The sequence below is a fragment of the Martelella sp. AD-3 genome (assembly GCF_001578105.1).
Classification (GTDB): domain Bacteria; phylum Pseudomonadota; class Alphaproteobacteria; order Rhizobiales; family Rhizobiaceae; genus Martelella.
Genome location: NZ_CP014275.1, coordinates 3,121,183 through 3,136,127 on the forward strand (window position 1 = coordinate 3,121,183; position 14,945 = coordinate 3,136,127).

The 14,945-nt window shown below is 62.6% G+C and carries 11 protein-coding genes and 1 tRNA gene; 10 read left to right on the forward strand and 2 right to left on the reverse strand.

Annotated features, from left to right (window positions below; translation table 11 throughout):
• Positions 1–66: 66 nt before the first annotated feature.
• From AZF01_RS14505 to AZF01_RS14540, 8 genes are all read left to right on the forward strand, one after another.
• Positions 67–1,992 carry an ABC transporter substrate-binding protein gene (locus AZF01_RS14505; RefSeq protein ID WP_024706679.1) on the forward strand — a complete coding sequence of 642 codons (1,926 nt, stop codon included), beginning with the start codon at positions 67–69 and terminating at the stop codon, positions 1,990–1,992.
• A gap of 197 nt (positions 1,993–2,189) precedes the next feature.
• A complete protein-coding gene (locus AZF01_RS14510) occupies positions 2,190–4,298 on the forward strand; it encodes a family 10 glycosylhydrolase (protein WP_024706680.1) in 2,109 nt (702 codons plus the stop codon).
• 34 nt (positions 4,299–4,332) lie between these two features.
• Positions 4,333–5,322 carry an ABC transporter permease gene (locus AZF01_RS14515; protein ID WP_024706681.1) on the forward strand — a complete coding sequence of 330 codons (990 nt, stop codon included), beginning with the start codon at positions 4,333–4,335 and terminating at the stop codon, positions 5,320–5,322.
• Positions 5,319–6,518 (forward strand): ABC transporter permease, encoded by a 1,200-nt coding sequence (locus tag AZF01_RS14520; RefSeq protein ID WP_024706682.1) that lies wholly within the window; start codon positions 5,319–5,321, stop codon positions 6,516–6,518. The genes AZF01_RS14515 and AZF01_RS14520 overlap by 4 nt, the downstream gene beginning before the upstream one ends.
• Before the next feature lie 10 nt (positions 6,519–6,528).
• A complete protein-coding gene (locus tag AZF01_RS14525; RefSeq protein ID WP_024706683.1) occupies positions 6,529–8,250 on the forward strand; it encodes an ABC transporter ATP-binding protein in 1,722 nt (573 codons plus the stop codon).
• An 11-nt stretch (positions 8,251–8,261) separates the two neighbouring features.
• On the forward strand, positions 8,262–9,038 hold the full coding sequence (hyi, locus tag AZF01_RS14530) for a hydroxypyruvate isomerase (protein ID WP_024706684.1): 777 nt from the start codon (positions 8,262–8,264) through the stop codon (positions 9,036–9,038).
• Positions 9,039–9,048: 10 nt separating this feature from the next.
• The gene (locus AZF01_RS14535) at positions 9,049–9,918 is read left to right on the forward strand and encodes a 2-hydroxy-3-oxopropionate reductase (protein ID WP_024706685.1); all 870 of its coding nucleotides are present in this window, start codon (positions 9,049–9,051) and stop codon (positions 9,916–9,918) included.
• A gap of 183 nt (positions 9,919–10,101) precedes the next feature.
• A complete protein-coding gene (locus AZF01_RS14540) occupies positions 10,102–12,210 on the forward strand; it encodes a beta-galactosidase (protein ID WP_024706686.1) in 2,109 nt (702 codons plus the stop codon).
• Positions 12,211–12,803: 593 nt separating this feature from the next.
• Here AZF01_RS14540 and AZF01_RS14545 read toward each other — a convergent pair.
• Complete coding sequence (locus tag AZF01_RS14545) at positions 12,804–13,712, reverse strand: LysR family transcriptional regulator (protein WP_024706688.1); 909 nt, start codon at positions 13,710–13,712, stop codon at positions 12,804–12,806.
• Between the two features lie 97 nt (positions 13,713–13,809).
• Here AZF01_RS14545 and AZF01_RS14550 point away from each other — a divergent pair, with 97 nt between their 5' ends.
• The gene (locus AZF01_RS14550) at positions 13,810–14,280 is read left to right on the forward strand and encodes a hypothetical protein (RefSeq protein ID WP_024706689.1); all 471 of its coding nucleotides are present in this window, start codon (positions 13,810–13,812) and stop codon (positions 14,278–14,280) included.
• Positions 14,281–14,362: 82 nt separating this feature from the next.
• Positions 14,363–14,692 (forward strand): nuclear transport factor 2 family protein, encoded by a 330-nt coding sequence (locus AZF01_RS14555; RefSeq protein WP_024706690.1) that lies wholly within the window; start codon positions 14,363–14,365, stop codon positions 14,690–14,692.
• Positions 14,693–14,861: 169 nt separating this feature from the next.
• Here AZF01_RS14555 and AZF01_RS14560 read toward each other — a convergent pair.
• Positions 14,862–14,936 (reverse strand) — tRNA-Gln (locus tag AZF01_RS14560).
• Positions 14,937–14,945: the final 9 nt, after the last annotated feature.

The window sequence follows — 14,945 nt, forward strand, 5'->3', positions numbered from 1 at the left end:
CTTCTATTTCAAGCTATTTGTTAGTCGATGAAGGATAACGGAGCATCGACAGTAGGAGGAAAATCCATGAGGAATTTGAGCCGCAGAGCTTTTCTCGCGGCAGGGACGGCGTTTGCCGCTCTGCTGGCGCTGCCCGCCTGGGCCGAAATGGAATACAAGTCGCCCAATCTGGAAGAAGCGGTTCAGGCCGGCGATCTTCCCCCGGTCGCCGAACGCCTGCCGGAAAACCCGCTGGTGATCACGCCCCGCGATCAGCCGGGCACGCAGGGCGGCACATGGAACCATGCGCTGGTCGGCGGCGGGTCGCTTTCCATGCTGGTGCGCTATCAGGGCTATGAGCCGATGGTGCGCTTCACGCCCGACTGGTCGGGCGTCACGCCCAATGTCGCCGAATCCTTTAAGGTCAACGAGGATTCCACCGAATATACCTTCACGCTGCGCAAGGGCATGAAATGGTCGGACGGCGAGCCCTACACCACCGAGGATGTCCAGTTCTGGTATGAGGATGTGTTCCAGAACCCGGAACTGACCATCGGCGATCAGGCTTTCTGGTATTCGACCGATGGATCAATTGCCGAACTGGAAGTGGTCGACGAACAGACCTTCAAGGTCAAGTTCGCGCAGCCGAACGGCTTCTTCGCCCAGCAGCTCGCCTGGGCGCAGCAGGACCAGATCACCCGCACGCCGAAGCATTACCTCAAGCAATTCCATATCAAGTACAATCCGGATGCCAACGCGCTCGCCAAGGAGCGCGGCTATGAAAGCTGGGTGGCGCTGTTCCAGCGCGAATGCGGCGTGCAGCAGGACAATGATTTCTTCCAGAACTCCAACCGTCCGACGCTGAATGCCTGGAAGTTCACGATCGCGCCCGGCGAGGACACCGAACGGGCCGTCGCCGTGCGCAATCCCTATTACTGGAAGGTCGATACCGAAGGCACGCAACTGCCCTATTTCGACCAGATCAATTACCAGATGGTCGGCGATCCGGAAGTGCTTCTGTTGAAGACGCTTCAGGGCGAGGTCGACATGATGGACCAGTATATCGCGACGCCCGCCAACAAGCCGGTGCTCTACGATGCGCAGGAAAGCGGCGACTTCCATTTCTATACGCTCAAGGAAACCGCCGCCAATGTGATGGTGTTCCAGCTCAACCTGAACCACACCGATCCGGTCAAGAACGCGCTCTACAACAACCGCGATTTCCGCGTGGCGCTGTCCCACGCCATTGATCGTCAGTCGATGATCGAGGCGGTGTTCGTCGGACAGGGCGCGCCGGCCCAGCCTTCGATCGTGGAAGGCGATCCGCTTTATGTCGAGCGGCTCGCCAAGCAGTACACGGAATACGATCCGGAAAAAGCGAATGCGATCCTGGACGAGATCCTGCCGGAGAAGGACAGCGAGGGCTTCCGGCTTGATTCCGAAGGCCGGCGCGTGACGATCATCTTCGAGATCGATCAGGTGCGCACCACCTTCCTCGACATGTTCCAGCTTGCCATTCCCAACTTCCGCGATGTCGGCATCGATGCGCAGATCCGCACCATGGACCGCTCGCTCTGGGAAACCCGTGTGCGCCATGGCCGCGAGTTTGACGCCACGGCCCACCAGTTCGGCGCAAACAGCGGCGTCGCGGCGATGCTCGACCCGCGCTACTTCGTGCCGTTCAACACCAATGCGCTTTATGCCCAGGGCTGGGCCCTGCACTTCAACCAGCCGGACAATGATGCCGCCATCGAACCGCCGGAAGATGTGAAGGCGCAGCAGGCGCTCTACAAGAAACTGCTGGCCACCGGCGATCAGGACAAGCAGCACGAGATCATGCTGGAAATCCTGAACAATGCCGCCGACCAGTTCCTTGTCTTCGGCGTCAGCCTGCCGCCGGATGGCTACGGCGTGATCAAGAACGACATGGTCAACACCATGCCGGTCATGCCGAACTCGTTCGGCTGGCCGACGCCCGGACCGTCGGCGCCGGAGCAGTTCTTCAAGAACTGATCGGCAGAAACATCTGTCACCTTCGACCGACCAAGGGCCGGCCCGTTCCTCCACGGGCCGGCGCCAGCCCCGCTTTACCTGGAGCATTCCGGCGAAAACCGGATCACCGGCAATGCTCCATCTTTTTGTCTTTACGCGCGTCCGGACGGAAAACCGGTATCCACATTTCCTGGACGCGCTCCAGCGGAACCCGACACATGAAGCCCATCGACCCGATCGCAGCCGCCAATCTCAGAACGCCGGACTGGTACAGGACCGCCACCCGCTGGACCCAGCTCACGCTGGTCGAGAACGATCCGGTCAAGTTCGATCCGGACTTCTGGATCGATGTGTTCCAACGCACCCGTTCCAACGCGGTCTGCCTTTCCGCCGGCGGCTATATCGGCTTTTACCCGTCCAAGGTTCCGCTGCATTATGTCAGCAAATATCTCGGCGACACCGATCCGTTCGGCCGCCTCGTCGACGGGGCGCGATCGCTCGGCATGCATGTCATGGCCCGGGTCGATCCGCACGCCATCCATCAGGATGCCGCCGATGCGCATCCCGAATGGATCGCCGTCGACAAGGACGGCAAACCCCGCCGCCACTGGGCCTTTCCCGATGTCTGGGTGACCTGCGCCTATGGCGATTACAACAATAAGTTCATGCCGCAGGTCGTGAAGGAAATCACCCGCGACTACGATATCGACGCGATCTTCGCCAATCGCTGGCAGGGCCATGGCGTTTGCTACTGCGAGAGCTGCAAGACCCGCTTCAAGGGCGCCACCGGCTTCGACCTGCCGATGACCAGCGACGTCAACGATCCCGCATGGCGGGCATGGTCGGGCTGGCGCCGCGACGTGCTGACCCGCATGGTCATCGCCTGGGACAATGACGTCAAGGCGATCCGCCCGCATGCGAGCTTCATTCCCAATATGGGCGGTGAATCGCTGATGGAATTCGATATCGGCCTGATCGAGAAGCATTGCCCCTTCCTGGTCGTCGACCATCAGGGCCGGCGCGGGCTGGAGCCGATCTGGCTTGCCGGCCGCAATGCCAAGCGGATGCGCGCCACCTTCCGCGACCGCCCCGTGGTGCTGATCACCTCGATCGGCCCCGAGGAGGAATATCGCTGGAAGGATTCCGTCACCACCGGGGCGGAAATCGAAAGCTGGATCGCCAACGGCGTCACCCACGGCATGCTGCCCTGGTTCACGAAATTCAACGGCGTGGTGCCGGACGAGCGCTGGGTCGCCCCGGTCGCCGCCGGTTTCGAAAAGCACGAGAAGCTCCAGGCGATGCTCGGGGCCACCACGCCGACCGCCGAAATCGCGCTCATCGACCCGACGACGACGCTGAAGAACTGGGCGCGCGACGAGCGCCGTCAGGCCGAAACCGATGATCTCGGCTTTTACCACGCGCTGATCGAGGCGAAACTGCCCTTCGAATTCCTCTCGGACGAGGCGATGACGGCGGAAAGCCTGGATCGCTTCAAGCTGGTCATTCTCGCCAACGCCTCCAATCTTTCCGATACCCAGTGCGCGCTTCTGCGCGACTACGCCGCGCGCGGCGGCAGCCTGATCGCCGCCCATGAAACGGCGATGCGCGATGAAAGCGGCAATGCGCGCGACGCATTCGCGCTTGGCGATGTTTTCGGCGTGAAGCGGACAGCGCTTGCGCGCGGGCCGGTCAAGAACAGCTACATCGTCCTTTCCGGCGATCACCCGCTCAATCAGGGCTATGAAGGCGCCGGCCGGATCATCGGCGGCACAAAGCTTGCTGAGGTCGAAATCGTTGAAGGCGTCCAGACGCCGTTTGTCAGCATTCCGGATTTCCCGGATCTGCCAATGGAGGAAGTCTACCCCCGGGAGGAGCCGCGCGGCGCTGCGGTCGTCACCCGCGAAACCGATGCTGGCGGCCGCACGGTCTATATCCCGTGGAATATCGGCGGCATCTTCTGGCAGGTGCTCGCCGCCGACCACCAGCGGCTGATCGAAAATGCCGTGCGCTGGGCAATGGGCGGCACGCCGCGCGTCAGCGTCTCCGGGCACTCGGTGCTGGATATCGCGGTGCGCGAGAGCGGCGATACGCTCGCCGTTCTGCTCTTCAACCTCACCAATCCGATGATGTTCAAGGGGCCGACGCGGTCGATCTATCCGGTCGGTCCGCACACGGTCTCGATCGCGATCCCCGAGGGCCAGTCCGTCCGGGATGCGCAGCTGCTGATCGCCGGCAAGACGGCCGAATACCGGACAACGGGCGACACGGTCGAGGTCGACGTTCCCGAAATCGAACTTCTGGAAACGGTCGAGGTCCGCTGGTCATGATAGTGTCTGAAACCGTAAGGACGGGAGGACCCTGATGCTGCGCTATATCATCATGCGGATCATATACATGATCCCGACCCTGTTCGGCATTTCCATCATCGCCTTTGTCATCATCCAGCTTCCGCCGGGCGACTATGTCACCTCGCTGATCGCCTCGATGAGCGACAGCGGCCAGGCCTTCGACCCGACGGAAATCGCGCGGTTGAGGGAAATCTATGGCTTCGACGACCCGATCTATGTCCAGTATTACAAGTGGATTTCCGGCATTCTGCTGCACGGTGATTTCGGACAGTCCTTCGAGTGGAAGCGGCCGGTCAGCGAACTGATCTGGGAGCGCATGGGCGCGACGCTTGCCGTCTCCGTCGCCTCGCTGCTGTTCGTCTGGGCGGTGTCGCTGCCGATCGGCATCTACTCGGCGGTCAAGCGCCATTCGCTCGGCGACCATGTCTTCACCTTCTTCGGCTTTCTTGGCCTTGCGATCCCGAATTTCATCCTGGCGCTGACGCTGATGTATTTCTCCTACAAGGTGATGGGCCAGAGCGTCGGCGGTCTGTTTTCGCCGGAATATGCCCATGCGCCGTGGTCATGGGGCAAGCTCTTCGACCTCTTGGCGCATCTGTGGATCCCGGTCGTCGTGATCGGCACGGCGGGCACCGCCTCGCTGATCCGGATATTGCGCGCCAACCTGACGGACGAGCTCAACAAGCCCTATTACGTCACCGCCCGCGCCAAGGGCCTGCATCCGACCAAGGCGCTGCTCAAATATCCGGTGCGCATCGCCCTCAATCCCTTCGTCTCGGCGATCGGCTGGGTGCTTCCGAACCTGATCTCCGGCGTGACCATCACCGCGATCGTCCTCAACCTGCCGACCGCCGGCCCGCTGCTCCTGCGCGCGCTGATCTCGCAGGACATGTATCTCGCCGGCTCCTTCATTCTCCTCATGGGCGTTCTCACCCTGATCGGCATGCTGGTATCCGACCTGCTGCTCGCCATGCTCGATCCCCGGATAAGGTTTGACCAATGAGCGACAATATCTTCCAGGAAACCGCGCTCCACCAGCCGACGCATGACGACGCGCTCGACCGTCCCGCAATCACGCCGCTGAAAAAGGGCGTCACCCGCGAGTCCGACGCGGCTGCCGGCCAGTGGACGTTGATCTGGCACAAATTCGCCAAGGACAAGCTCGCGATCTTCGCGGGGGTTGTCATCCTTTGTCTCTATCTGATTGGCATCTTTGCGGAATTTCTTGCGCCGAACCTCGCGCAGGCGGCCCGTCCGCAATATTCCTACGCCCCGCCCCAGACGATTTCCTTCTTCGTCAAGGACGAGAACGGCGACAGCAAGTTCCTGCCGCATGTGAAGGGCTACAGCGTCACCATCGACCAGGCCTCGCTGCGCCGTTCCTTCGTTGTCGACGATACCAAGGTCGTGCCGATCGGCTTTTTCGTGCATGGCCCGAAATACAAGATGTGGGGCCTCATTCCCTCCGACATCCACCTCATCGGTCCGCTGAAGGCGAACGATCCGTTCTACCTTCTCGGCGCCGACAAGCTCGGTCGCGACCTGTTCAGCCGGGTGATCTACGGAACACGCGTATCGATGTCGATCGGCCTGATCGGCGTCTCGATCAGCCTTATGCTTGGCGTCATCATGGGGGCGTTGTCCGGTTACTACGGCGGATGGGTTGACCTTTTGATCCAGCGCCTGATCGAGATTATTTCGGCGATGCCGACGATCCCGCTCTGGCTCGGCCTTGCCGCCGCCATTCCGGTCTCGCTCGCGCCGCTCAAGGTCTATTTCCTGATCACGCTGATCGTGTCGCTGCTCGGCTGGACATCGCTTGCCCGCGAGGTGCGCGGACGCTTCTTCGCGCTGCGTGGCGACGATTTCGTCACCGCCGCGAGGCTCGACGGTTCCAACGAGCGGCGGATCATCTTCCGCCACATCCTGCCGTCGCTGACGAGCCACATTCTCGCCGTCGTCACGCTGGCGCTGCCGACGATGATCGTCGCGGAAACGGCGCTGTCCTTCCTCGGCGTCGGGCTGAAGCCGCCGGTCGTCTCGTGGGGCGTGCTGCTGCAGGATGCGCAGAATATCCGCACCATCTCGACGGCGCCGTGGCTCTTGATCTGGCCGGCTGGCGCGGTCGTGCTCGCGGTGCTCTCCTTCAACTTCCTCGGCGACGGCCTGCGCGATGCCGCCGACCCTTACGATAGCTGAGGCGACGACAATGATGACACCCCAGACCATCGTTCACGATCATGCAGGCTTCGGCGACGCGGTGCTGCAGGTGAAGAACCTGTCGATTGATTTTCACCTGCGCCAGCACATCCTGCATGCCGTCCGTGACGTGACCTTCGATCTGCACCGCGGCAAGACGCTCGCACTCGTCGGCGAGAGCGGCTCCGGCAAGTCGGTGACGGCGCGCTCGCTCCTGAAGATCGTCGACAGGGCCGCAAGGATTACCAGCGGCACGATCGTGCTCGATACCGATGGCAAGCCTGTCGATATCCACGCGCTGCCGGATGAGGGCAAGGAGATCCGCGCCATCCGCGGCGGCCGGATCTCGCTGATCTTCCAGGAGCCGATGAGTTCGCTTTCGCCGGTCCACACCATCGGCGACCAGATCATCGAGGCGCTCAGGCTGCACCGCCACATGAACAAGGCGGAGGCCCGGGCGGAGACGATCAACCTGTTGTCGCAGGTGGAAATCCCGAACCCGGAGGCGATGATCGACCGTTACACCTTCGAGTTCTCCGGCGGCATGCGCCAGCGCGCGATGATCGCCATGTCGCTCGCCTGCGACCCTGATATCCTGATCGCCGACGAGCCGACGACGGCGCTCGACGTCACCACCCAGGCCGAAATCCTGGACCTGATCAAGCGGTTGCAGGTGGAACGCGGCATGGCCATGCTGCTGATCACCCACGATCTCGGCGTTGTCGCCGAAGTGGCCGACGAGGTGGCGGTGATGCGCTTCGGCGTGATCGTCGAGCGTGGCCCGGTGGACGAGATCTTCTATAACGCGAAGCATCCCTATACCCGCCAGCTTCTGTCATCGACCGTGCGTCTGGAAAAGCCGCGCGTGGCGGACGAAGCCCGAGAGGCTGCGAAGGACGATGTCGTGCTGTCGGTGCGCAATCTCACCAAGGTGTTCGGCGCTGGCGCCGGCAAGAAGGGGTTTATCCTGAAGGCCGTGGACGATGTTTCCTTCGACCTGAAGCGCGGGGAGAACCTCGGTATCGTCGGGGAAAGCGGCTCGGGCAAGACCACGATGGGCCGGCTCATTCTCCGCGTTCTCGATCCGACTTCCGGATCGGTCATCTACCGCCCCGGCGATGGCACCGAGACCGAGGTAACGACGCTCGACAAGCAGGGGCTGCGCAACTTCCATAGCCAGGTCCGGCTCGTCTTTCAGGACCCGTTCGCCTCGCTCAATCCGCGCATGACGGTCCGGCAGGTGGTTGCCGACCCGCTCGTCGTGCAGGGCAAGCTGTCGGGCCGGGAGATCGAGCAGAAGGTCGGCGACCTGCTCGAACTCGTCGGCCTCGACCGTTCCGCCATGGAGCGCTATCCGCATGCGTTTTCGGGTGGTCAGCGGCAGCGCATCGGCATTGCCCGGGCGCTGGCGCTCGACCCGAAGGTGATCATCGCCGATGAGGCGACGTCCGCGCTCGACGTCTCGATCCGGGCGCAGATCCTCGATCTTCTGCTCGACCTGCAGAAGCGCCTCGACCTCTCCTACATCTTCATCGCCCACGACATTTCGGTGGTCCGCTATTTCTGCGATCGGGTGGCGGTGATGCACCGGGGCAGGCTGGTGGAACTCGGCAGCGCCGAGCAGATCTGCACCGCGCCGGAGGAAGACTACACCCGCAGCCTGATTTCCGCCGTGCCCAACCCGGACCCGCGCAACAAGCGCATGCTGCACCGAACCAGATTTACCGCCTGAGGAGTTTTCGAATGCCGAAATTTGCCGCCAATCTTTCGTTTCTCTACGCCGACCTGCCATTCCTCGACCGCATCGCCGCGGCCGCTCGTGACGGGTTTCCGGCCGTCGAATATGTCGCCCCCTATGACTTCCCGGAGGAAGAGGTTGCCGCCGCGCTGAAGGCCGCCAACGTCAAACAGGCGCTGTTCAACCTGCCGGCCGGCGACTGGGCCGGTGGCGAGCGCGGCATCGGCTGCCTGCCGGACCGGGTGGAGGAGTTCAAGGCGGGCGTGGACACGGCGATTTCCTACGCCAAGGCGCTCGGCTGCCCCAAGATCAACTGCCTTGCCGGCATCGCGCCGGAGGGCGTGGCTTCCGAGACGCTCGAGCAGACGCTGGTCGAGAACCTGAAATACGCCGCGCCGCGTCTCGCCGATGCCGGCGTCAAGCTGCTGCTTGAGCCGATCAACCTGCGTGACATTCCGGGCTTCTTCGTTTCGACCACGGATCATGCCGAGCGCATTCTGGAGGCGGTTGGCTCCGACAACCTGTTCATCCAGTACGACATCTACCACACCCAGATCATGCAGGGCGACCTTGCGGAAACCTACCGGCGGCTCAAGGCAAAGATCGCCCATGTGCAGCTCGCCGACAATCCCGGCCGCCATGAGCCGGGCACGGGCGAAATCAATTATCCCTATCTTTTCAATATGCTGGACGCGGAAGGCTATGACGGCTTCATCGGCTGCGAATACAAGCCTTCGGCCGGCACAACCGAGGGCCTCGGCTGGATGAAGCCCTGGCTTTAAGGAGGATCACATGAAAATCGGATTTATCGGCCTCGGCCTCATGGGCCGTCCCATGGCGGCGCACCTGATCGATGCCGGCCACGACCTGTTCGTCAACCGGGTCAAGCCGGTCTCGGAGTTCCTCGTCGAAAAGGGCGCCACCGCCTGCGACACGCCGAAGGCGGTCGCGGAAGCCGCCGAGATCATCATCACCATCGTGCCGGACACGCCGGCTGTCGAGGCGGTTCTGTTCGGCGAGAACGGCGTGGCTGACGGTCTTTCCGAGGGCAAGATGGTCATCGACATGAGCTCGATCTCGCCTGTGGAGACCAAGGCTTTCGCCGAAAAGATCGCGGCAAAGGGCTGTGGCTATCTCGATGCGCCGGTCTCCGGCGGCGAGGTCGGAGCCAAGAACGCGGCGTTGACGATCATGGTCGGCGGCTCGGATGCCGATTTCGAGCGCGGCAAGCCGCTGTTTGAGGCAATGGGCAAGACCATCACCCATGTCGGCCCGGTCGGCGACGGCCAGACCGCCAAGGTCGCCAACCAGATCATCGTCGGCCTGACGATCGAGGCGGTGGCGGAAGGCCTGCTGTTTGCGAAGAAGGCAGGGGCCGATCCGGCGAAGGTGCGCGAGGCGCTGATGGGCGGCTTCGCCGGTTCGACGATCATGAAGGTCCATGGCGAGCGGATGATCGAGCGCACCTTCGATCCCGGCTTTCGTATTCGCCTGCACCGCAAGGACATGGCGCTCGCGGTCAACGCCGCCCGGGATATCGGCCTCGCGCTTCCGAACGCCGCCGCGACAGAGCAGTTGATGAACGCCGCGATTGCCCGCGGCGACGGCGACAAGGACCATTCGGCGCTGATCCGGACGCTGGAGGCGCTGGCGGGGTTGTGACTTTTCGATCTCCCCCCTTGAGGGGGAGATGCCCCGAAAGGGGCAGAGGGGGATGAACCCTCAGCCGCGAACTCGGAATTGGAGGGGGTGCTTTACCCCTCTCTGTCGCTGTCGCGACATCTCCCCCTCAAGGGGGGAGATTGAAATCGTGTGACCGCGTTTTGCCAAATCTGTGAGGACATCATGACGAAAATACCGATGCAGACGCCGTTCGGGGCGGTCTATTTCCGCAAGTCGAATCCGCCGCGCGAGGACTGGGAGCGCGACTACGGCGTCGCCGCCGAGGATGGGCTGAATGTGTTCCGCCACTGGTTCATGTGGAGCGCGATCGAGCGCCGGCCCGGCTTCTACGACTGGGAAGAATATGACCGCCAGATGGACCTCGCCGCCGAAAATGGCATCAAGACCATCATTGCCGAACTGACCCACACGGTGCCGGACTGGGCCTATCGCAAGTTCGCCCATGCCCGGCAGATGCGCGCCGATGGCAGCGAGCTTCCGGCGATCATGGGCGTTTCTGCGGCGACCGGCGGCTTCGCGCCGAACGGCGGCGGCGCCGGTTCGCTGACGATGAACTGCCCGGAGGTGAAGGAAGCCGCCGGTGCCTTCCTGACGGCGCTTGCGACCCGCTACAAGGGTCATCCGGGGTTGCTCGGCTACGATGTCTGGAACGAGTGCAACTACGCGCCCTCCGTTGACTACAATCCGCACACCAAGGCCGCCTTCCGCGTCTGGCTCCAGGAAAAATATGGCGATCTCGATACGCTGGCGAAGGCCTGGTATCGCTACTCCTATGCCGAATGGGACGATATCGAGCCGCCGCGCCAGATCGCGCCCTATCCGGAATGCCTCGACTGGCTCGATTTCAAGCGCGAGAATTACTATGGCCAGATGCAATTCCGCATCGATACGATCCGCGCCGTCGACAGCGATTGCCTGATCGCTGCCCATGGCGTGGCGGGAGCCATTCCCGATATGGCCGCGCGCGGGTCGGATGACTGGCTCGCCGCCTCCAAGGTCGAGGTCTACGGCTATACCTTCGTCCATGCGCGCAAGGGCAACCAGTCCTGGCGCAGCTTCTATGCCGCCGACCTCAACCGCGCCGCCGCCCGCGGCAAGCCGTTCTGGCATGCCGAGCGGCAGGGCGGGCCGCTGTGGATGCAGCCGCAGGTCGTCGGGCGCGACAGGCAAGATGGCCGCGTCGCCGAGCCCGAGGATATCCGGGTGTGGTCGCTGACGTCGTTTGCCGGCGGCGCGCGCGGCATGCTGAACCTGCGCTACCGGCCTTTGCTCGACGGTCCGCTGTTCGGGGCCTTCGGTTCCTATGGCATGGATGGTTCGCGCACGCCGCGCTCCGACATGGCCTCGACGATCGCGAAATGGACCAATGCGCCGGAGCAGAAACCGCTTCTGGCGGCAAAGCCGGTGAAGGGCGAGATCGGCATCCTGGTCGCCCCGGAGGCGCAGGCCTGGGATTACCTCCTGAGCCGTGAGGGCAATTACGAGACCTACAGGGAGGCCATGTGGGGCGCTTATCGCGGTTTCTTCGACAATGGCATCCAGGCCGACTGGGTGCATATCGAGGATATCGACGCCTATGACGCGCTCTACTTCCCCTACCCCATCATGCTGACAAGCGAGAATGCCGCAAAACTGGCCGAATGGGTGAAGGCCGGGGGCATGCTGGTGTCGGAAGCCTGCCCGGGCTATTTCGGCGATCGCGGCAAGGTCGGCACGGTGCAGCCGAATAACGGGCTCGACGCCGTCTTCGGCGTCCGCGAGGACGAGGTCGAGTTCATGCCGGATATCGGCGACCGCATCCGCTTCACGCTCGATGGCGTTTCGACCACCGGCGGCGGCTTCCTGCAGTCCTACACCGTGACGAAGGGCCGCGAACTGGCGCGGTTTGATGACGGCCGGATCGCGATCGTCGAGAACGCGTTCGGCAAGGGCCGCACGTTGCTCGTCGGCACCCATCCCTCGGTCGGCTATTACCGCGACCAGTCGGAGGCGGGGAAACGCTATTTCGCGCGCTGCTTCGCCTTCTCCGGCAAGACGCGGCATACGCTGTGCACCAATCCGGCCCTGCAGATACGCCTTCATGAGAGTGATTCCGGGCGCTATCTGTGGGTCATCAACGCCACGCGCCGGCATCAGACGGCGACGCTTTCCGATGGCGACGGCCGGGCCTTGAGCAGCGCAGAGGTATTCTGGGGCAGCGACGAAGCCTCGTTGAGAGACGGCAGGCTCGCCGTGCCACCGCGCGACGCGCTGATCGTTCGGCTTGCATAGAGCGCGTCCGGGAAAGGCGATCATGCCGTAGACAAGGGTCACGAGCAGCAGGATGCCCGCAAGAACGCGATCGGCCATGTAGCGGCCCTCTTGCGCCGCCCTGCATGCCCAATGTTCCATCGCCATCGACATGCGCGGTTCGGAGAGCCTTCGCTAACGGCTTGCGACAGCCGAAACCCAGGCACGGCGGACATGCAATGGTTCTTCGCCGTGCCAACAATCTGCCCCGGGAGAAAGTTGACCCGGCGCAGATGCCTGCTTTCGCCGGAGGGGCAGAGACAGCTCGCCCTGCATTCGGGGCTCATTCCGCTCGATCCTGAAGCGTGAGATCTTGTGCCGGAGCTGGGCGATCTTTTCAGAGGCCAGCGAAGGCTGATCCCGATCCGTTTCGGGCCGGGCCCAATGGCCCATCCCGACCACTTCAAACAGGACATGTTCTGGAAGGACGTCTCTCCCGATGCGGAGGCGTTGACCAAACGCTTGAGTGCTCCAGGAGAGTGGGTACCGGTCTTCCGTCCGGAAACGCGTGCTGTCGGGTGGACGCGGCTTGATTGAATTCTCCGGACCTGACCGCCGCGCGGCCGGCCAAGATATCAGCGGCCGCGCGCCGAACGCGCCAGTTCGCGCGCGAGATCGACGAACACCTTGAAGGCCGCCGGCGGGTTTCGCCGGCTCGGATAATAGAGGCAGAGCGGCGAAAGTGGCGGCGTCCACTTGACGAGCACCCGCACCAGCCGGCCGGCCTCGATATCTTCGCGCACATCCGATTCCATGAAGAAACCGATGCCGACCGCCTCCAGCACCGCCAGGCGCGCAAGGCTCGCCTCATCCATGGTGATCGGCCCGTCCACATCCACATGTACCGGCCGCCCTTCGGCTTCGAACTGCCAGCGCAGCATCGCGCCGTTCGGCAGACGGGTGCGGATGCAATCATGCGCCCTCAGGTCCGATGGCTTCTGCGGCGGCGCGCGGTTTTCAAAATAGGCCGGCGCACCGACAACCGCGTGGCGTCGCGGCGGTCCCAAGGGAATCGCGATCATGTCGGTGGGCACCAGCGGCTCGCTGCGCACCCCGAAATCGAAACCGTCGGCGACGATGTCGACAAGATTGCCCTCGGTCACAAGATCGATCCGGACTTGCGGAAACCGGCGCATGAACTCCAGGATCAGCGGTGAGAGGATCTCGCGCCCGGCGGTCGCGAATGTGTTGATGCGCAACACGCCCGTCGGCGTCTCCTGTTGCGAGCGCGCCGTATCGAGCGCCTGGTGCATGTCCCGGAGCGCCGGGCTCATCTGATCGACGAACTTCCGTCCGGCATCCGTCAGCGAAACGCTGCGCGTCGTGCGGTTGAACAGGCGCACGCCCAGTTGCTCTTCCAGCTTTGCAATCGCGTTGCTGAGCGCGCTCGTCGACATGCCGAGATCAAGGGCTGCGGCGCGAAACGAGCCCCTGCGGCTGACCGCGAGAACAGCGTCGAAATCACTCAGCCTGTAGATCGCCATTATCCCGAAATCCGAAATTCCCCATCTCACTTTATCCCGCTTATCCGTACGCCGTCAAAGCCATAAATTGAGGTCGAACAGCAACGGAATGAGAAAAATGCAGTATTATCAGGTTTTCATCAGTGCCGAACAAACCGCGCAGGCTTACCGCATCCTCGATGCGCTGATCGCCAAGCAATTGGTCTTCGGCGGTCCGGTGGTTGGTGGTCCAGCCAAGTTCCTCTGGAACTTCAAGGACAGCGACGTGCCCGCGAGCATGTGTGAGCCCAAGCTCTACACCCTCGATCAGGACTACAACTACATCATCAGCTACACCCGCGAGGATCTGAAGGAAGAGCTCATCGAAGTGGCGGAGAGCGCCTCGCTGGAAGAGGTGTGCATGATCTCCTTCCTGCCAATGGAGACCAACAGGTCGCTTCGCAACCTGCTCGACGCCTCTTTCGAGGGACGCGGCGAACTTGCCGATCCCGAGCCTGTCGACGCTGTGGCCGCGCTCACTTTCGTACCGAAGGCCCAGATTTCCGCCAGGACCAAGAGCTCGAGCGGCGACGTCGGCAGCCGGCGCTGAACCTGCGCCTTTGTTTCAACCCACGTGCCGCCGGGAGAAGCCTCCCGGCAACACGCTCCAACCACGTAACAGGAGAACCATCATGAGTATCGAACTGCCGAAGGTCATCGACACCTATTTTTCGGCCGACAAGAAGGGCAATGCGCAGGCGATTTCGGAATGCTTCACGGAAGACGCCACCGTCATCGATGAAGGCAATTCATACACAGGCCGCGATGCCATCCGGCAGTGGATGGCCAATGCCTCGACGAAATACACCTACACCGTCGAGCCCTTCGCGATGACGGAAGAAAACGGCCGCTTCGTCATCACCAGCCGTCTCGTCGGCAATTTTCCCGGCAGCCCGGTGGACCTGCGCTACGTCTTCGTCCTCAGCGGCGACAAGGTTGCCAAGCTAGAGATTGCTCCATGACGGCTCTCGTGATCCTGGAAGGGAAACATCGGCGATTACAGGCAGGGGCTTCGACCCGGTCCGAAGCAGACTGATGCCGTTTGCGATACAGCATTGTGTGACACGGCAGCGCGAGAACCGAGTGATAAACACGGAACTATATTAAATTTCAATGACTTGTATACCGAAATGGCTGGGGTGGCTGGATTCGAACCAGCGCATGCCGATACCAAAAACCGGTGCCTTACCGCTTGGCTACACCCCAGCATGTCCT